This window comes from Halomicrobium katesii DSM 19301, assembly GCF_000379085.1.
Classification (GTDB): domain Archaea; phylum Halobacteriota; class Halobacteria; order Halobacteriales; family Haloarculaceae; genus Halomicrobium; species Halomicrobium katesii.
This window is the reverse complement of record NZ_KB905379.1, coordinates 555,797-571,355: the sequence shown is the minus strand read 5'-3', so window position 1 is coordinate 571,355 and position 15,559 is coordinate 555,797. Positions and strand designations below refer to the sequence as shown.

Genomic DNA, 15,559 nt, shown 5'->3' with positions numbered 1-15,559 from the left:
TATCAACGTTCGCTACATCGTCGTCGACAGCATCACTTCGTCGACCTGCTCGTCGTCGATCGTGTAGTGGTTCCGGCGGATGGCTTCGGTGTTCCACCCGTGGTCCGTGAGGAACTCGATCGCGCGGTCGTTCGTCATCGGGAGGCTGTTGTACACCTTCCGGTAGCCGTTGGCCTCCGCCCAGGAGAGGCCCCGCCGAAGGAGTTCGCTGCCGATTCCCTCGCCTCGATACTCGGTGGTGACGCCGACGGTCTGCTGGGCGGTCCCGGCCAGCGAATCGAGCTGTGGCAGGTCGAGGTGGGTCCAGCCCACGACCTCGCCGTCGACCGCCGCGACGAAGAACACGCGCGACTCGACGGTCGTGTGGCGGTTGATGGTGTCCTCGTAGAGCAGTTCCTCGGCGACGGTCTCGGCGACGACGTACGTCTCCTCGTCGGTCACGTCCCGGATCGCCCGGACGAGACCGTCGAAGTCCTCGTGACGGGCCGGCCGGATCGTCACCGACAGATCCCCGGTCTCGTACGCCTCGACGGCACCGACGTCGAGCGCGACGCGGATGGTGCCGCCGTCCTCGCTGAGATACCCTCGCTCTTTCAGCTCGTCGAGGCGGTCGCCGAACTCCTCGGCGGACGCGTCGCTTTGCTCCAGCAGAATGTGTCGCTTCGCGGTGCCGTGGCGCTCGACGTACTCGTAGATGCGGCGACTGGTGTCAGACTCGAACGTCGGTCGCTCGACTGTCTCCATACTCCCGTTTGGTGGAGCGGGCGCTTAACGATTGCTATGGTATCACATACCTCGGCCGTCACCAGCGGTCGACGGCCGCTGCCGTCGAGAGGACGGTGGCGAATTCCCCGTCGAGGTGTGCCAGCGCAGTTCTGTGAACGAGGGGCGCTTCGAACCGTTCGCCGTCGAGCGTTCGGTCGAACGTCGCCGTCGCGTCTGCCGCGACGAACGTCTCGAAGCCTCGGTTCTCGCCCATCCGGACGGTCGTCGACACGCAGTGATCGGTCGTCAGCCCACAGACGACGATCGACTCGTGGCCTCGTTCGCGGAGCCACGCCCCCAGGCCGGTGTCGACGAACGCACCGTTGACCCGCTTTCGGAACGCCGGCTCACCGTCGACGGGGGCGAGTTCGGGCTTGTAGTCGAAACCGGGCTCGCCCGCCCGCAGCGGCGAGTCGGGCTCCGTCGAGTCGTGGCGGACGTGGACGATCGGACGGTCGTGCTCTCGCCACGCCGAGAGGAGTCGCGCCGCGTTCGCCTCGGCGTCGGGGTTGTTGCGCGTTCCCCAGCCGGGTTCGTCGAACCCTCGCTGAAAGTCGACCAGTACCAGTACCGGTGTTCCCGACATGGTCTCAGTTAGGGTAGCCCACGCTCTCGCGGGCGTCAAGCAGCCGCGTCGACTTGGGGTGCTCGCGGGTGGTCGAGATCGGGCACTCGCTGGGTGCCTGTCGGTCGTCCTCCGAGAGCATGTACTGTGGCCACTCTCGATCTCCTTCGACGCCCCAGTCTCCGAGGTCCGCGTGCGGACAGACGCCGTCGTACCCTTCGAGTCGGTCCTGGATGATCTCCCGGGCGTGTTCGCCGGCCTCGGTATCGGCGGTCACGCCCATGTCCTCGAAGAGCGCCCGCGGCTGGAAGGTGATCTCCAGCCCCACGGGGCAGTACCGGCTCTTCCGATCCTCGTAGAAGGGTGCTCGGCAGGTCGGGAAGATCGGCTCGCCGCCGAAGGAAAACTCCCAGTGGGGATCGTCTGGCTCTGTCGGGATGTCTTCGGGCCAGGGTGCTGGATCGTGGACGTGCAGGAACTGCAAGATGTTCCACAGCGCTTCGTGGTACTGGGCCTCCGTGAGTTCGCGCTCTGGCGGCTTGAAGAACGTGACTAGCGACGCGCGGTCGCTGTGTTCCTGGTACGTGTCCAGATACTGCAGGAGGGTCCGGCCCAGATCCAGCAACGCGTCCTTGTCGGTCATCGACGGGACCGCTGTGTACAGCGGATCTCCGTTGGCCACGGATTCGGCCCCGAAAAAGCACGGGAACGGCGTGCCGTTTCGCTCGCCGAGGAGGCCGTCGCGGAACGTGGTCCAGTGGTCGACGATCCAGTCGGTGGTCGCACCCGATGCCACACGTTCCTCGACGGTCGCCTGGTCCTGAAGCTCGCCGACGATCCGGTCGGACATATTCGCGCTGTAGTGGCTCTGGCTGCATTTATCCGTCGGTATCGGCGTCGAACGCTGGGAATCCGCTCAGAACAGCGCCTCGGAGTCGTCGAGCACCCGCGCGGGGCCGCCGACCTCCCAGACGCGGGTGTCGACGCCGCAGTCGGCCACCGTCTCCTCGACGCGGTCGACGTGCTCTGCCGTGGTGTTGACGTAGACGCTCGCGCCGGTGTCGACCGAGAAGTAGACCGGGACCCCCTCCTCACGGAGTTCGCGGACGGCGTTGAAGATCTCGATCGTCCGTGGCTGCCAGTACACCCAGCCCGCCGGCCCGGTCATCGTCGTGGCCGCCAGCGACAGCGAGTCGTGCTCGGCCAGTTCGAAGGTCCGATCGAACGCCCCCGCCGCGATGGCGTCTCGCGCCGCGGCGATCTGGCCGTGGATGTGGGCCATCCGGTTCTCGAACATGTGACTCGCCGCGGCCTCCTCGTGGGCCGCCTCCGTCTCCTTGTAGGACGGGACCATGCCGGCGACGACCCGGAGGTCGTCTTCCAGCTCGGTCTCGATGCGCTCGGAGCGACAGTCCGCGTCGTTCATGCCGTTCTTGAGGTGGGAGAACCCGCCCGTCACGGCCCGCGCGGCAGAGCACGAGCCACGGCGTGCGACCGTCGAGATCTCGGGGTGGGTCATGTCGAGGCCCGCCGCCTCGACGAGCGCCATCGCCGCGGCCGCGAACCCGGAGGCCGAGGAACCGAAGCCGATGTTCGTCGGGAAGGAGTTCTCCGACTCGAAGCGCACGCGGTGGTCGATCCCCGCCAGCTCGCGGACGTGGTCGACGACGGCCGCGATGCGCTCGGCCCCGCGACCCTCGACCGGCTCGCCGTCGATGACGTACTCGTCGGCGTCGAGGTCGGGATCGAACGCCGCGGTCGTCTTCGAGTGGCTCGGTGCCGTACAGACGCTGATGCTGTCGTGGTAGGGCAAGCGCAGTTCCTCGTCGCGCATCCCGTGATACTTGACGATCCCCTGGATCGGGTGTGCCTTCGCGGTCGCTTTCATACCTGAGCCTCCCGGCGACTCCACTTTGCAGTTCCGAACCGAGGCCGTCCGGAACCGAGCCGTCTTTGATCGTCCAGTCCCGACGTGAGCTATGGAGCGTCGCGCCTACCTGCGAACGGTCGCCGGAGCGAGTGTGGTCGGACTGGCGGGGTGTCTCGGCGGCCTCGCCGAGTCGGGAGACTACGACGTCGGGATGACGAGCAACGCGTTCGATCCCGCCGAGATCACCGTCGCCGCCGGCGACACCGTCGTCTGGCGAAACACGAGCTCTCACGCCCACTCCGTGACTGCCTACGAGGACGGCATCCCGGACGGGGCAGACTACTTCGCCTCCGGCGGGTTCGACGACGAACCGTCCGCCCGCGACGGGTGGACGAACGCGACAGACGGCTCGCTGTACCAGGGGGACACGTACAGCCACACCTTCGAGGTCGCCGGCCAGCACCGCTACTTCTGTATCCCACACGAGCGCGGGGGAATGATCGGGACGGTCGTCGTCGAGTAGCTCGTCCGTGACGGATTCCGCGACCCCGTGTCCTGCTCCCCCGACAACCGCCACTGTCGGTATCAGGCAACGTCTCGATCCGCGAGCGCCAGCTCCCACTCTCGCTCGGTCGGATCGACGCCAGCAACGTCGACCGTCCCGTCCTCCGAGCGGTGTGCCGGACGCACCGCGAGGACAGACCGGTCCGAGAGCATCGACAGCGGGAACGCGTCACTCGCCCGGAAGCCGAACGCGTCGAGGACGGACGGCGGGATCGGCCCCTCGCCGACCTTGACGACGTCCGAGTCGGCCGCGTCGGCGACGATCGGCGTCAGCAGCGCCTCGAAGGCCGCCGGCGCGACTCCGTCACCGCGTGGCACCGTATCGAGGACGGCGGTTGTCCGGATGTCGCCGCGTTGCTCTCGACAGATGACGCAGGCTGCCACGGCTCTCTCGTCGCGCCGGGCGACGTACGTCGTCGTCTCCCAGCGAGGGTTCGCGAAGCGCCACCGGTAGTAGTCGGCGTCTCGGACCACGTGGACGGCGTCCCGTCCCTCGCCGTCGCTCAGTCCGGCGAGCAGGTCGGCGGGGACGCCGTGGTGTCGCTCGACGGCAATCGCCGCCCCGTCGCGGCGGAGTCGGTCCCGAACGGAGAGATAGCCCCGGGCCAGGGGCGTCGCCAGCCGGCCGAGGTGTCGGGACGCGATCGATCGGAACTCCCGCTTGGAACTCGACCCGTGACGGACGAGCCGCTGGGGGTTCTGGACCCGGTAGTGCGTTCGCGGCCCGTCCCTGAGCGTCCAGTCGAACGACTCCAGGCCCGGAACGAGGGCGGCCGTCGGGAAGTTGAAGTACAGTTTCGCGGGGCCGTCGCTGTACTGTTCGAGCAACCGTTCGGTCATCCCGGTGAAGACCCCGCGCTCGCGGTGGTCGGGGTGGACGACCCAGTCGGCCGGCTGGAAGGCCAGCACCGTCTCCTTGCCGAGTCGCACTCTGAACGCCAGACAGGGCTCGGCACCGACGACCTTCCCGTCGCACTCGGCGACGACCATCGGAATCTCGTCGACGTACGGGTTCTCTCCGAACCGCCAGCGGAACCACGCCGCCCGCCGCTCGTGTCCCCAGACCGTCTCGTGGAGGTCGAGAAACCCCTGTACGTCGGTCGACTCGACGGCCCGATACTCGTAGCTCGACGGCCGCTGTTCGAGGTGACTCATTGGGGCGTCGTTCTGCCGACGCCCCCTTCGTTGGGCTCCGTCTACCGGCGATTAGCCGGCCGCTACGGGCGTGGCGTCGAAAAAACGCGGCGAAAGCGCAGCTACTCCTCGACGTCGACCGAGGTCTCTTCTTCGGCTGCGACTTCCTCGGGACGGGCTTCCATCGTGGTCTTCTGGATCTCGACCCGGCGAAGCGGGTAGATGTCCTTGCACTCGCTGTACAGTGCAGAGGAGAGCCGCCCCTCGACGATGGAGTCGACGAGCTGCTCGAAGCTGCGGTCCTCGGCCGTCTCCTCGACGATGTCGATCATCTGTCGGCGGATCGCCTTCTCCTGGGAGGCGTCGGCCTTCTTGGTCGTCAGCGCGACCGGCTGGATCTGGACGCGGTAGTCGTCCGTCGTCAGCACGGTGATGAAGGCCTCGACCTTCGAGGAGCCCCGGCGGACGAGCGACCGCAGGTAGTCGCGGGTCAGCTCGTGCTTGATGAACTCCGTGTACGCGGAGTCGGAGGCGACCTCGTTGATCTTGAAGGTCAGCTTCGTGTTGTTCTCGCTGGCGTCGTCTTTCAGATCGCCAAGCGTTGTCTGGATGGTGCGTCCGAGCACCTTCTCTGCCTCGTCTGCCGTGGTCTCACCGAGTTCCTCCCGGTCGAACTGCTCGGGAGCGAGCACGGTGTACCACCGCTTTTCTTGCTTCTGTCGGGATACGGATCGTTCGCTCATGATGTGTGTGTTGTGTGTTGGTCGGCAAGCTGTGCTGCGACGCGGAGGTTGACGACGTAGTCGTCGACTGTCGAGTGGAGTCCGCCGGTCGTCTCGCGGTCGATCGTCGTCACGATCTCGTCGCCGTCGACGCGCGTGGCCATCTCGTCGGTGTTGTCCGGGCGGAGCGCGCTGGCGATCCGCTCGGCCGCGGCGTCGTCGCCGTGGGCCGTCCGGATCGTCGCTTCTCTCATAGTGCCTCCCGGACCCGCTCGACGAGGTCGTCGGTGTCGCCCTCGAACCGCGCGTTCGTGCGGGTCGCCGTTCCGCCGACGGCGGTCGTCGCGGCGTCGAGCGCGGGCGCGACGGATCGGTCGTCGGTCCCGCGAACCGCGGCCCTGTCGCCAGCGACGACCAGCGTCACCGGCTCGGGCGAGCGAAACCGCGCGACGAGTCTGGCGACCGTCTCGACGGGCATCGCGTCGCCACGGACGACGAACAGGCCGTCGTACCGCTGGGTCGACGCGGTCCGGATTCCGGTGTGGGCTCTGCTGGCGTGCGTGCGCCAGACGTCGAGTGCCTGCTCGCGCACGCCGTCGTGGCCGAGCGCGAGCGCGACGCCGAGTCCGGGCCGTTCGCGTGCGACGGCGTCCAGCACGTCGCCGTAGCCGCCGATCGTCTCGAACGGGCCGCCGACGTAGGGGCGCAGCGCCCGCTGGATCGCCTCGGTGGCTCGATCGGTGGCGGTCTCGTCGCCCGCGATCGCCAGCGCGACCAGCGAGGCGACGCGACGGTGTCGGTCCGTGTCGTCGTCGGAGCCCAGCGCCTCGATCGCGTCCTCGACGGCCGCGCGCTCGCCCGAAAAGGGCGCGTGCAACAGCGTCGAGTGTGCGAGCCCGTCGACGTACTCGCTCACCGGGACGGCGACGCCGGGGCGGCGCTCGAACCCGGCGGCCTCGGCCAGCGTGGCCTCGTCGGAGTCGCCGTCGGCGACGGTCGTGCCGGCCAGCGCGAGCGCCAGATCGGGCTCGGTGCCAAGCGCCCGCACCGTCTCGACGGCCGCGGTGCTCAGTGGCTCGTCCGCGAGTGTCGCGGTCGCGTCGACGCTCTCGGCACCGACGCTGACCGTGACGTCGGCGTCCGTCGTCCGGGCTCCCGCCTCGCCCGTTCGCGCGACCGACGCCTGGAATGGCGTCTCGCGCGCCGCGAGAGCGCGTGCGAGAAGTCCCGTGGCTGCCAGCCCGTCCCCGTCGGCGCGCGCGACGAGCCGAACGAAGTCGGCCCCGTCGAGCGTGCCGGCGAGGTCACTGGGCGGCGTGGCGGACGCCTGATCGCGACCGGCTGTGGACATCGATTACTCGATCAGTTGCTTCGCTCGCTCGTAGCTGTAGGTGAAGTCCGCGTCGATCTCGTCGCCGCGGTAGTAGTCGACGAGGCGGCGGATCTTCGACTGGTTGTTCTGGAGCGCGCGCTTGTTCTGGTGGTCGCCCGGATTTTCGTCCATGTGCTCTCGCAGGCGGACGGCCTTCTTCATCAGGTTCCGGAGGTCTTCGGGCAGTTCGGCGGTCGCGTCGTTCTCTTCGAGGATCTCGGTGACCTTCTTGCCCGTCGCGAGCGAGACGTCCGGGATCGGCGTCCCCTGGACGCCCTCGTCGCGGAGCTTGAGGCCGATCTCGCTGGGCGAGTGGCCCTGCTCTGCGAGCTCGACGACTCGCTCCTCGATCGCGTCTTCGTCTACGTCGCTCCACTCCGGCGGTTCGTCTGCCACGGGCTTGTCCGAGTCGGACGAGCCGCGGCGTCGTGTGTGCATTCGTGCCATTGTTAGGTTGGAACGGCACAGACCGCTACGTGCTACTCGCAGCGCGAGCGTGTGGTGTCGAAACACCGGACACGGCCGCAATCTCGAAGCCACGCAACCGCGTGGCGGGTCAGATTTGCGGTCGTGCTGTTCCCGACGTACTCTCCCCACTCGGCGCGTAAAACCGTTTCTACTGCGGCCGGTGGCTGTCCGTGAACGGTGACGGGCCGGCCCGACCGATTTCCCCTCTCGAATATCACCGGCGATAACCGTTTGAACGGTGCTAAACGGTTCGAACGGTCGCGCGCCTTATTCCCCTCAGTCGCGTCCGTGGCGGTATGTACCGGGGCCTCGGCCGGCGCGGGCAGTCGTCGCCGATCGCCGTGATCCTCCTCGTCTCGATGGTCGTCGCCGGCTCGCTGACCGTCGTGACGCTGGGTGCCCAGTCGCTGTCTGACACCCGAGAGACGATGGGCGTCGAGCGCGCCGAGAAGGGCCTGACACAACTGGACTCGACCGTCGCGATGGTCGCGCTGGGGAGTGCCGGCGGACAGGAGCTCTCGCTGTCGAGGACGGACGGGGCCGCCTATCGGCTCCGGGACGACGCGGGGCGGATGACCGTCGCGGTGACGAACACGTCCAACGACTCCACGAAGACGGTGATGAACGCGACGCTCGGCTCGATCGCCTACGAGAACGACGGCCGCTCGGTCGCGTACCAGGGAGGCGGCGTCTGGAAGACGGACGGTGGCGGCGGCTCGCTGATGGTCTCGCCGCCGGAGTTTCACTACCGGGACGCGACGCTGACGCTCCCGCTGGTGACCGTCTCCGGCGACGAGTCGCTCGACGGCCGGATCGCGGTTCGACCGGGCGGTCGCTCGACGCAGCACTTTCCGAACGCCTCGGCCGACGAACAGTGGGTGAACCCGCTCGACGGCGGCCGCGTCAACGTGACCGTCAGGAGTGAGTACTACCGGGCGTGGGGCCGATTCTTCGAAGAGCGTACGGACGGCGAGGCCACGCTCGATCACGCGAACGAGACGGCGACGGTGACACTCGTCGTCCCGGCCGGGCCACAGACCGTCACGAACGCCGTCGCGGCCACGTCAGCGGGCGGCGAGATCGTACTGGCCGGGAGCGGCGATCAGACCCGGACCGACAGCTACAACTCCTCGAAAGGGACCGGGCTGTACGCCGACACGAAGACGCACAACGGGTCGATCCGGACGGCCGGCGACGTGACGGTCAAGGGCAACAGCCAGGTCAACGGCTCGCTGGCGTCGGGGGGCAAGGTGACCGTCAAAGGGAGCGGTGTGGTGACCCGAGACGCCGGTTACACCGACGACATCAAGGTCACCGGCAGCGGCGGCGTCGACGGCTCGATCGAACAGCTCTCGGGCGTCGACGGGATCGGTCCGATCGACGCCGTCATCGAGCGACGGTACGAGAACGCGACCGGGGACAACGACAACGGCGACACGGGCGCGATCACGGGGACGACGCTGAGCGACGGCGACCAGACGCTCTCGACCGGCGAGTACCACCTCGATCGACTCGTTCTCGACGGCGAGACGCTGACGCTGGACACCGGGACCGACGGGACGATCAGTCTCGCGGTCCGTGACTACGTCCAGCTGAAGAACGACGGCCGAATCCACGTCGTCGGAAACGGGACGGTCCGCCTGTACGTCGACGGACAGACGACGACGGCGTCGGACCACCACTTCTCGATCGAGGGAAGCGGCGGCCAGATCGACATCGACGAGGGGCAGAACGCCTCCCAGTTCTGGCTCTACGGCCGCGAGGACTTCCAGGGACGGATCGACGGGACCTCCAGTGACACCCACCTGTTCGAGGGCGTCGTCTTCGCACCTGGCGGCACGCTCGGCAGTAGCTCGTTCACGGTCGAGAAGGGGAGCCTCTACGGCGGTGTCGTCACCGGGAGCGTCACGATTGACAACGGCGGACAGGTCCACTACGACCGGTCGCTGAAGCGGGTCAACGCCGTCCCGCCGGCCGAGAACATCGTCCGACTGACCTACCTCCACGTCTCGGAGATCGAGATCGAAGCTCGCGACTGACACTGTCGGCTGTCCCTTCGTGACGATATTCGCTGCCCGGGGTGGCGACATCGGTCACGCACACAGCCGACAGTGCGACTCCTCGGCCGTCACAGCTCGATCGTCAGATCGATCTCGTGGACGGGAACGTACAGTCGATCCGGCGACGCCCCCGGCTCCAGGTAGCACGTCACGCTGGCCGCGTCCGGATCGGGCGCACACTCCGAGAGAGCTGTCTGCTCGAAGGCTCGCTGCCAGAGCTCCCACCGCGGCGACGTGACGGTCACGCTGACGTTCTCGAACTGTCCACCGGAGACGGCGACGGCCGAGGACTGCTGGTTCGCGCGTACCAGGACGGTCGACCCGCCGACGCTCCGGACGCGCTCGGTCCGCGTCTGGACGATCGGGACGAGCACACGGCCGTCTCGGGCCACCAGCGGCGGTTCGACGGTGTGAAATCCGCCATCACGGGAGACCTGAAACACCGCGCCACCCTCGTAGACGAGCCGTTGCGCTCCGTCGCTCTCGTAGACGATCGGCCTGACCGATCGCTCGACGCTCTCGTTCCCGTCGGCGGTGTCGCGGTCGATTGCGGTCACGTTGATCGTCACGTTCTCGCCCGTGTACAACTGTGCGCTACCGAGGCTGACCTCGGTCGCTCGGCTCGGGGCCCCCCGCTGATGGATGTCGGCCATGTTGTCCGCCAGCACGTCGAAGGCCCGCTGTGCGTTGTTCGTCTGCTCGGCGTCCCGCACGTCCTGGAGCGTCCCCAGTCCGCTGACCGAGATGATCGCGACCGAGGCGACGACCATTCCGAACACGAGGGCGAACCCGAGCACCTCACTGACCGCGCGATCAGTCATTGCGCACCCCCAGGGCGCTGCCGTCGTAGCCGACGACGACCGTTCCGCCGTCGGCCGACGAGTTGCTGAGTGCCGTCCTGTTCTGGACGCCCACCGTGACACGGACCTCGGGACTGCTCGACCGCAGGCGGATCGTCGGTGACGGCGTCGCCACGAGTTCGAGCCGGTAGGTCGTGCCCGTGATTCGGGCGGGGAACTGCTGTTCGATCCGCACCGTCGCACCGGCCGGATCGTCACTGGCTCTGACGAGCCTGTCCGCGCGTGCGATGTCCGCCGACACCTGCTGGCCGATCACCTGGAGTTCGGATCTGACGACCTGGCGCTGGCGGTCCTCGACGAAGCTGCCGGACGCGACGAGCAGCCCCGTCACCAGCATGGTCGCGATCGCGAGGCTGAGCACGTAGCTGAACGTCGAGGAGACGGCGCGATCGTTCACGTCGGCTCACCCGGCGCGACCCGGATCGTCGTCTCGTAGCGCAGCTTCGCCCCGTCGTAGCGGTACGTGACGTTCGCGGCGTAGATGGCGGGCGTCGCGTACGGATCGTCTCCGGTCGACGACGACGGCAGGTTCCCGTTGCTGGTGGCGTCGTCGCCGACGACCAGCGAGTAGTTGCCGGTCACCTTGTCGCCCTCCTCGTAGGCGATCTCGTAGGGTTCCGACACGCCCTCGCCGAACGACAGCGCCGGACACGGTGCCCCGTCGACGAGCCCCGCCGTCAGATCGACGTGGAAGTAGTCGACCCCGTCGTCGACCGCACAGACGCCCTGTCGTCCGGCACCGTCCTCGACGCCGATCTTGTAGGTCCCGTCGGCAGTGTCGTGGGTGACGTTCATGATCCAGGTCGCGCCCGCGCCGTCCTCGATCCGCACCCGGAACTGGTCGGCCGGACCGCCGAAGTTGCCCGTCCGGTTGACGCCGCTCACGTTCATCCTGTAGGCACGCGTCTCCGCGACGCCGTGGGCGACGCGCCAGTCGACACTCGTCGCGTTGCCCTCGCTCGCGTTTTCGAACGAGGAGCCGCCGGGGGCGTCGTCCCTGACTCTAGTCCCGTTCTCGATGTCGGTCGGCCCCGCTACGCTGACCACCTTCCCGCCCGAGGCGTGATGCGCTCCCGACAGCGCCGAGAGCGTCCCGACGCTCTCGTCGAGGCTTGTCGCCAGCGTCGTCGTGTCGCTGGCGTTGTGCGTGTTCGCGTACTCGATCGCGTGGCCGGTCGACTGCTCGATCGACTGGCGCACCAGCAACGCGTCGTCGCTGCCAGCCGTTTCGCCGCGGCTGGCGAGGTTCTCCGTGAAGATCGCCGAGTTGACGACCAGCGCCAGCATGACGAACGTGACCGCCATCACGAAGGCCGCCACCAGAATGACCTGTGCGCGGTCGTCGCCCAGCGAGCGACAGCGGCGATCCAGGCGGCTCAGATCCGCCACGCGACCACCTCCACGCGGACCACGTTGTACACCGAGGTGCCGACCCGCTGGACGGGATAGCGACTCGCCGAACCGACCGTCACCGACTCGTTCGCGGTCTCGTCCGGTCGCATCAGCGGATCGTCCGGCCCGAGTGTCACGGTCCGTGCGGCCGACACCGCGTTGTCGCTCGGCCGACCCCGGTAAATCATCCGCCGGGTGGCGATTCCGCCGCTCGGCCTGCGGTACCGGAGGTAGACGTTGTAGGAGATACTGCGCTCGTCGAGCGTCCGTTCCAGGATCTGCCCGAAGGTCGTGTCCGGCGGCTCGTTCGTGTAGAACCCGATGTCGGGCGTGCCGTGGAACCGACCGTCGGTGTCGTTCCAGTACCGGACGCTCGTCGAGAGCGCGCCCCGGTCGGCCGCCGTCGCGAGCACGCCCTGCGCGACCGAACGCTGCTGGTTCTCGATGTGCTGGCTCGAGGTGCTGGCCGACAGCGGCGTCACTGCCGTCATCTGCATCGCGAAGACGACGCTGCTCAACAGCAACAGCCCCGCGATCACCGCTTCGAGCGTGTGGGCCTGCCCGCGTTCCGGACTCATACTACCGGCTGTACCTGTGTCACGATATTCGCGACCACGGGACCGCAATATTCTGTACAGACGGACAGCCGGCAGTATCACCACAGTACGACCTCCAGCGTGACGACCTCGTGATTCAGCGACACCACTCGACGCGCGGTCACCGACTCGTCCACGTCGGCCGTCGTCGGTTCGCCCGCCCGGAGAGACACGTCGCCACTCTCGCAGTCGCTCCGGTCCCGCAGCGACGCGGTGTCCGCGTCCCAGCACAGCGGACTCGCCCCCTCCCGGGCCGTCGTCCCGTTTCGCGTCACCGTGACGTTGACCCGCTGGCGGCTGTCCAGCCCCAGCCGCTCGTTCGTCGTCTCGCCCGCGAAGTGACAGCCACTCGCAGAGCGATTGTCGAAAAACACCGCCGTACACGTGCCGTTCAGGACCTTCGGACGCTCGGCGCTGCCCAGCGTCGCCCGCGAGAGATCGTCTGCTGCCCTGTCGACGGCGACGGTCTCCTCCTGTGCCCCCGCGGTGAACGGCTCGACCACGCCGGGCACGAACAGGAAGACGAACAGCACGACGGCGAGGAAGAGACTCATACCGAACGCGAAATCCAACGTCGTCTGTCCGCGTGTGTAACCCCGCATACTGTGACCCGAAACCGCGCTGACTCTGGTGGAGGGAGGCTGTTGCCCGCCTTATTTATTGTGGCCGAACTATACATCAGTCGACACGACGTGCTCGACGACGGCGGACGACACCGTGACCCACGGTCCGATCCCTTCGATGGGTTTAAGAAAACGCACACGGTACGAAACGATGCGAGGGCTCGTAGATCAGTGGTAGATCATCCCCCTGGCACGGGGAAGGCCCCGGGTTCAAATCCCGGCGAGTCCATCTGTAATTAATCGGGGTGGCGATGGCACCCCGAACGCAATTCTCAGTGGTCTCAGTTCCTTAGCGCAGCGATTTGGGTTCTCGACCGATCCCTCAGAAACGAGAGATGCTAAGGAATCCAAACGCGGGTCCCGCCGTCCGGCGGTTTCTGAGAGGGAAGTCTGCCGTTTCTGTGGATCGTTCGTAGACGAACACACGAGTTGCCCGGCCCTGCCGAACGGGGGGTGTCGCGCGTGAGCGACGAGGAGCCTGCCGCCGAGTCCGCCTGCTACCACGTCGCCGACTGGCGGACCGCACCGCTCGACACGTCTCGACGCCATCAACGGGATCTCTGTCCACTCTGTTTCCCCGACGGCGAGATTCACGACTGCGTCACGCACTACGTTTACGGCCGTGGTGGAACCCGGTTGCACCGGTCGATCGACCAGGGCGGCGAAGCCGAGACACCGTCCGGCCAGAGTTGCGAACACGACAGTCGAACCTACATCCTCCAACGCGAGGATGTCACGACGATCGAAGAGGCTCGCCGTATCGCAGGAGGTGACGCCTGATGGCGGCCACGTCCTCAAGCGGTAGCGATCGCGAGTGGCGCTTTCAGGAAGAGCGCCGGTATCAGATCCCCGAATCGTGGGCCGACAACGGCCGTCACGAGGTCGCCGACGAGGGCGAAGAGCAGTTCTACGCCGTCCAGGTGAAACTCGGTGTCGAACTGCAGTGGACAGTCGACGGCGCGGGCGAGCCCGTCGACGGCCCGCATCGAGATCGGCCTGTCGTTCAGGCCTGCTACGTTTCCCGTGACGGCTCAGCAGCGTTCGTCCGCGATTGGGACGCCGTCCTCGATGACGGTCGGGCGACGCCCGAGCGGGACTTCGCGAGCGTCGTCGCTGTTGATCCTGCCGACGCCGATCCCGTCGAGGATGACGACAATCGCCAGCGGTATCGCGACATCCTCCAAGACCGTTACGACGCTGACCCGATCGTCGCCGACGGCGGTCAGTCCTCGGGCGAGACTGAGAGTCTGACTCTCGACAATGTCGACGAATCGACTGCGCTCCGTATCTATGACGGGCAGTTTGAGGGCTGTATCGACGTAAATGCTGAGGAGGACCCCCGGCCGTGTCTCACGTTCTACGTAATGACGGACTTCGGCATCGCACGCCTCTGTTCGTCGTATCATGATGGGTTTGGGAACGAGGGACATCGCCTCGCTATTCCGAACCGCGGCGAGATCCCAGAGCGGTGTCGTGAGAGCGTTGGACGCCAGGCGGATAGCAAGTCGCTTGAGCTCGTCGATGCCGAACCGCTGCCAAGTCAGCGCGAGCCGCACGGAGAAGATCCGGTCACCGGCCTTCAGATCGAGGTCACAGGCTTCGGGTTTGATGTGAAACCGTGGGCTGAACGCGAGTGTGCCCGTTGTGGACGTCCTCTTGACGCGACATCTGCCGACCAGTCTCCGAATGGGTGGCTTCACGAGGAGTGCAATCCGTCGAACTGGGAAGACGCCACTCTCGACGGGTTTGTAGGAGGTGGTGCGTGATGTCGTCGGACGGTACTGAGCGGGTTGTCCCCCTCTCAAAAGAAGACCTGACGCGAATTATGGCCGACGATGAGGCCGCTACGTTCGAGTTTGACCACGCCGCGAGTGTTACACTCGTCCGCGAAGCGAACCGCCGGAAGTGGGAGGAACACGACCGCCGCGAGGACGCCGGTGACGTATTTTACCTCTCACACGAGGACGCCGAGAGAATCTCTCATAGTAAGACCGGATTCATTGTCGGGTCGAATGTCCGCTTAATCCGCGAGGCGTCGGCTGAAAAAACCGTTCTATCGGTCACGGATACTGAACAGGAGAGATCGCAGTGAGTCTCGACGCCTCACTCGCGCCGAACAAGAAGGCCGGGATCAGCGTCGAGATCGTCATCACGGCTGATCACGTCCCTGCCCTCCAGCTCGTCCCTGACGAGGTCGAGGAACACTACGACGCCGTCGCGACGACAGCACTCTCACCGACGATCGAGATTCCATTCGTCGGGCTGTGTGTCCTGGAGCGTGGCACGGTCGTCGAGATCAAGAGCACCATCGTCACCTACGCCGACGGTCGCCGCGGCCGCTTCAAGATCCGTCGGAGTCAGCACGAGGCGCTCCTGGAGATCGGTGGCGTCTACCTCTTCGCAGTCTGTCGAGACCTGCCCGATCGGCCGCCGGTCGCGCTCAAGATCGTCCCGGCGACGACCGTCGACGACGTGATCCACAGCTGGATCGACTCCAGCGGCACCCGGTCGGACTACGCACAGATCAGCTGGGGCAGCGTCTTCGACGCCGCGGAGGTCGATCGCTGA

General features: G+C 66.9%; 20 protein-coding genes and 1 tRNA gene. 7 read left to right on the top strand and 14 right to left on the bottom strand.

The window, feature by feature from the left end; translation table 11 throughout:
• Window positions 1-12: 12 nt before the first annotated feature.
• The 4 genes from HALKA_RS0118405 to mvaD all read right to left on the bottom strand — a co-directional run bounded on the left by HALKA_RS0118405 (window position 13) and on the right by mvaD (window position 3,218).
• Complete coding sequence (locus tag HALKA_RS0118405) at window positions 13-744, bottom strand: GNAT family N-acetyltransferase (protein WP_018259379.1); 732 nt, start codon at window positions 742-744, stop codon at window positions 13-15.
• Between the two features lie 58 nt (window positions 745-802).
• Window positions 803-1,351, bottom strand: coding sequence for a cysteine hydrolase family protein (locus HALKA_RS0118400; protein WP_018259378.1), 549 nt, complete (start codon window positions 1,349-1,351; stop codon window positions 803-805).
• Between the two features lie 4 nt (window positions 1,352-1,355).
• Window positions 1,356-2,180, bottom strand: a complete 825-nt coding sequence (locus HALKA_RS0118395; protein WP_018259377.1) for a YqcI/YcgG family protein — start codon at window positions 2,178-2,180, stop codon at window positions 1,356-1,358.
• Window positions 2,181-2,246: 66 nt separating this feature from the next.
• Window positions 2,247-3,218: a phosphomevalonate decarboxylase MvaD gene (mvaD, locus tag HALKA_RS0118390; RefSeq protein ID WP_018259376.1), complete on the bottom strand. Its 972-nt coding sequence runs from the start codon at window positions 3,216-3,218 to the stop codon at window positions 2,247-2,249.
• Window positions 3,219-3,309: 91 nt separating this feature from the next.
• Between mvaD and HALKA_RS0118385 the strand changes: the two genes are divergently transcribed.
• Window positions 3,310-3,723, top strand: a complete 414-nt coding sequence (locus HALKA_RS0118385; protein WP_018259375.1) for a plastocyanin/azurin family copper-binding protein — start codon at window positions 3,310-3,312, stop codon at window positions 3,721-3,723.
• 62 nt (window positions 3,724-3,785) lie between these two features.
• Here the strand turns inward: HALKA_RS0118385 and HALKA_RS0118380 are convergent, their stop codons facing one another.
• The 5 genes from HALKA_RS0118380 to HALKA_RS0118360 form a co-directional block, all read right to left on the bottom strand.
• Window positions 3,786-4,919: a GNAT family N-acetyltransferase gene (locus tag HALKA_RS0118380; protein ID WP_018259374.1), complete on the bottom strand. Its 1,134-nt coding sequence runs from the start codon at window positions 4,917-4,919 to the stop codon at window positions 3,786-3,788.
• A 101-nt stretch (window positions 4,920-5,020) separates the two neighbouring features.
• Window positions 5,021-5,641 (bottom strand): 30S ribosomal protein S3ae, encoded by a 621-nt coding sequence (locus HALKA_RS0118375; RefSeq protein WP_026190419.1) that lies wholly within the window; start codon window positions 5,639-5,641, stop codon window positions 5,021-5,023.
• Window positions 5,638-5,874 (bottom strand): KEOPS complex subunit Pcc1, encoded by a 237-nt coding sequence (locus tag HALKA_RS0118370; RefSeq protein ID WP_018259372.1) that lies wholly within the window; start codon window positions 5,872-5,874, stop codon window positions 5,638-5,640. The genes HALKA_RS0118375 and HALKA_RS0118370 overlap by 4 nt, the downstream gene beginning before the upstream one ends.
• Entirely contained in the window at window positions 5,871-6,971 is a 1,101-nt protein-coding gene (locus HALKA_RS0118365) for a hypothetical protein (RefSeq protein WP_018259371.1), read from the bottom strand. Before HALKA_RS0118365 ends, HALKA_RS0118370 begins: the two co-directional genes overlap by 4 nt.
• A 3-nt stretch (window positions 6,972-6,974) precedes the next feature.
• Complete coding sequence (locus tag HALKA_RS0118360; RefSeq protein ID WP_015763089.1) at window positions 6,975-7,439, bottom strand: 30S ribosomal protein S15; 465 nt, start codon at window positions 7,437-7,439, stop codon at window positions 6,975-6,977.
• A 317-nt stretch (window positions 7,440-7,756) separates the two neighbouring features.
• Here HALKA_RS0118360 and HALKA_RS0118355 point away from each other — a divergent pair, with 317 nt between their 5' ends.
• Window positions 7,757-9,499, top strand: a complete 1,743-nt coding sequence (locus HALKA_RS0118355; protein WP_018259369.1) for a DUF7289 family protein — start codon at window positions 7,757-7,759, stop codon at window positions 9,497-9,499.
• Between the two features lie 89 nt (window positions 9,500-9,588).
• Here HALKA_RS0118355 and HALKA_RS0118350 read toward each other — a convergent pair whose 3' ends face one another.
• The 5 genes from HALKA_RS0118350 to HALKA_RS0118330 all read right to left on the bottom strand — a co-directional run bounded on the left by HALKA_RS0118350 (window position 9,589) and on the right by HALKA_RS0118330 (window position 12,970).
• Complete coding sequence (locus tag HALKA_RS0118350; RefSeq protein ID WP_018259368.1) at window positions 9,589-10,341, bottom strand: DUF7289 family protein; 753 nt, start codon at window positions 10,339-10,341, stop codon at window positions 9,589-9,591.
• Complete coding sequence (locus HALKA_RS0118345; protein WP_018259367.1) at window positions 10,334-10,777, bottom strand: DUF7266 family protein; 444 nt, start codon at window positions 10,775-10,777, stop codon at window positions 10,334-10,336. The genes HALKA_RS0118350 and HALKA_RS0118345 overlap by 8 nt, the downstream gene beginning before the upstream one ends.
• Window positions 10,774-11,769, bottom strand: coding sequence for a DUF7261 family protein (locus HALKA_RS0118340; protein WP_018259366.1), 996 nt, complete (start codon window positions 11,767-11,769; stop codon window positions 10,774-10,776). Before HALKA_RS0118340 ends, HALKA_RS0118345 begins: the two co-directional genes overlap by 4 nt.
• Window positions 11,757-12,350: a DUF7288 family protein gene (locus HALKA_RS0118335; RefSeq protein ID WP_018259365.1), complete on the bottom strand. Its 594-nt coding sequence runs from the start codon at window positions 12,348-12,350 to the stop codon at window positions 11,757-11,759. Before HALKA_RS0118335 ends, HALKA_RS0118340 begins: the two co-directional genes overlap by 13 nt.
• 77 nt (window positions 12,351-12,427) lie before the next feature.
• Window positions 12,428-12,970, bottom strand: a complete 543-nt coding sequence (locus HALKA_RS0118330) for a DUF7287 family protein (RefSeq protein WP_026190417.1) — start codon at window positions 12,968-12,970, stop codon at window positions 12,428-12,430.
• A 178-nt stretch (window positions 12,971-13,148) separates the two neighbouring features.
• Between HALKA_RS0118330 and HALKA_RS0118325 the strand changes: the two genes are divergently transcribed.
• From HALKA_RS0118325 to HALKA_RS0118300, 5 genes are all read left to right on the top strand, one after another.
• Window positions 13,149-13,220: transfer RNA gene (locus HALKA_RS0118325), tRNA-Ala, on the top strand.
• A gap of 233 nt (window positions 13,221-13,453) precedes the next feature.
• A complete protein-coding gene (locus HALKA_RS0118320) occupies window positions 13,454-13,771 on the top strand; it encodes a hypothetical protein (protein WP_018259363.1) in 318 nt (105 codons plus the stop codon).
• Window positions 13,771-14,757: a hypothetical protein gene (locus tag HALKA_RS21225; protein WP_155119465.1), complete on the top strand. Its 987-nt coding sequence runs from the start codon at window positions 13,771-13,773 to the stop codon at window positions 14,755-14,757. Before HALKA_RS0118320 ends, HALKA_RS21225 begins: the two co-directional genes overlap by 1 nt.
• Window positions 14,757-15,083 carry a hypothetical protein gene (locus tag HALKA_RS0118305; protein ID WP_018259360.1) on the top strand — a complete coding sequence of 109 codons (327 nt, stop codon included), beginning with the start codon at window positions 14,757-14,759 and terminating at the stop codon, window positions 15,081-15,083. Before HALKA_RS21225 ends, HALKA_RS0118305 begins: the two co-directional genes overlap by 1 nt.
• Window positions 15,080-15,559: a PD-(D/E)XK family putative nuclease gene (locus tag HALKA_RS0118300; protein ID WP_018259359.1), complete on the top strand. Its 480-nt coding sequence runs from the start codon at window positions 15,080-15,082 to the stop codon at window positions 15,557-15,559. The genes HALKA_RS0118305 and HALKA_RS0118300 overlap by 4 nt, the downstream gene beginning before the upstream one ends.

What these genes read in the sequence shown, in the direction of transcription:
- HALKA_RS0118405 (WP_018259379.1), bottom strand. Translation starts at nt 744, where the DNA reads ATGGAGACAGTCGAGCGACCGACGTTCGAGTCTGACACCAGTCGCCGC.
- HALKA_RS0118400 (WP_018259378.1), bottom strand. Translation starts at nt 1,351, where the DNA reads ATGTCGGGAACACCGGTACTGGTACTGGTCGACTTTCAGCGAGGGTTC.
- HALKA_RS0118395 (WP_018259377.1), bottom strand. Translation starts at nt 2,180, where the DNA reads ATGTCCGACCGGATCGTCGGCGAGCTTCAGGACCAGGCGACCGTCGAG.
- mvaD (WP_018259376.1), bottom strand. Translation starts at nt 3,218, where the DNA reads ATGAAAGCGACCGCGAAGGCACACCCGATCCAGGGGATCGTCAAGTAT.
- HALKA_RS0118385 (WP_018259375.1), top strand. Translation starts at nt 3,310, where the DNA reads ATGGAGCGTCGCGCCTACCTGCGAACGGTCGCCGGAGCGAGTGTGGTC.
- HALKA_RS0118380 (WP_018259374.1), bottom strand. Translation starts at nt 4,919, where the DNA reads ATGAGTCACCTCGAACAGCGGCCGTCGAGCTACGAGTATCGGGCCGTC.
- HALKA_RS0118375 (WP_026190419.1), bottom strand. Translation starts at nt 5,641, where the DNA reads ATGAGCGAACGATCCGTATCCCGACAGAAGCAAGAAAAGCGGTGGTAC.
- HALKA_RS0118370 (WP_018259372.1), bottom strand. Translation starts at nt 5,874, where the DNA reads ATGAGAGAAGCGACGATCCGGACGGCCCACGGCGACGACGCCGCGGCC.
- HALKA_RS0118365 (WP_018259371.1), bottom strand. Translation starts at nt 6,971, where the DNA reads ATGTCCACAGCCGGTCGCGATCAGGCGTCCGCCACGCCGCCCAGTGAC.
- HALKA_RS0118360 (WP_015763089.1), bottom strand. Translation starts at nt 7,439, where the DNA reads ATGGCACGAATGCACACACGACGCCGCGGCTCGTCCGACTCGGACAAG.
- HALKA_RS0118355 (WP_018259369.1), top strand. Translation starts at nt 7,757, where the DNA reads ATGTACCGGGGCCTCGGCCGGCGCGGGCAGTCGTCGCCGATCGCCGTG.
- HALKA_RS0118350 (WP_018259368.1), bottom strand. Translation starts at nt 10,341, where the DNA reads ATGACTGATCGCGCGGTCAGTGAGGTGCTCGGGTTCGCCCTCGTGTTC.
- HALKA_RS0118335 (WP_018259365.1), bottom strand. Translation starts at nt 12,350, where the DNA reads ATGAGTCCGGAACGCGGGCAGGCCCACACGCTCGAAGCGGTGATCGCG.
- HALKA_RS0118330 (WP_026190417.1), bottom strand. Translation starts at nt 12,970, where the DNA reads ATGCGGGGTTACACACGCGGACAGACGACGTTGGATTTCGCGTTCGGT.
- HALKA_RS21225 (WP_155119465.1), top strand. Translation starts at nt 13,771, where the DNA reads ATGGCGGCCACGTCCTCAAGCGGTAGCGATCGCGAGTGGCGCTTTCAG.
- HALKA_RS0118305 (WP_018259360.1), top strand. Translation starts at nt 14,757, where the DNA reads ATGTCGTCGGACGGTACTGAGCGGGTTGTCCCCCTCTCAAAAGAAGAC.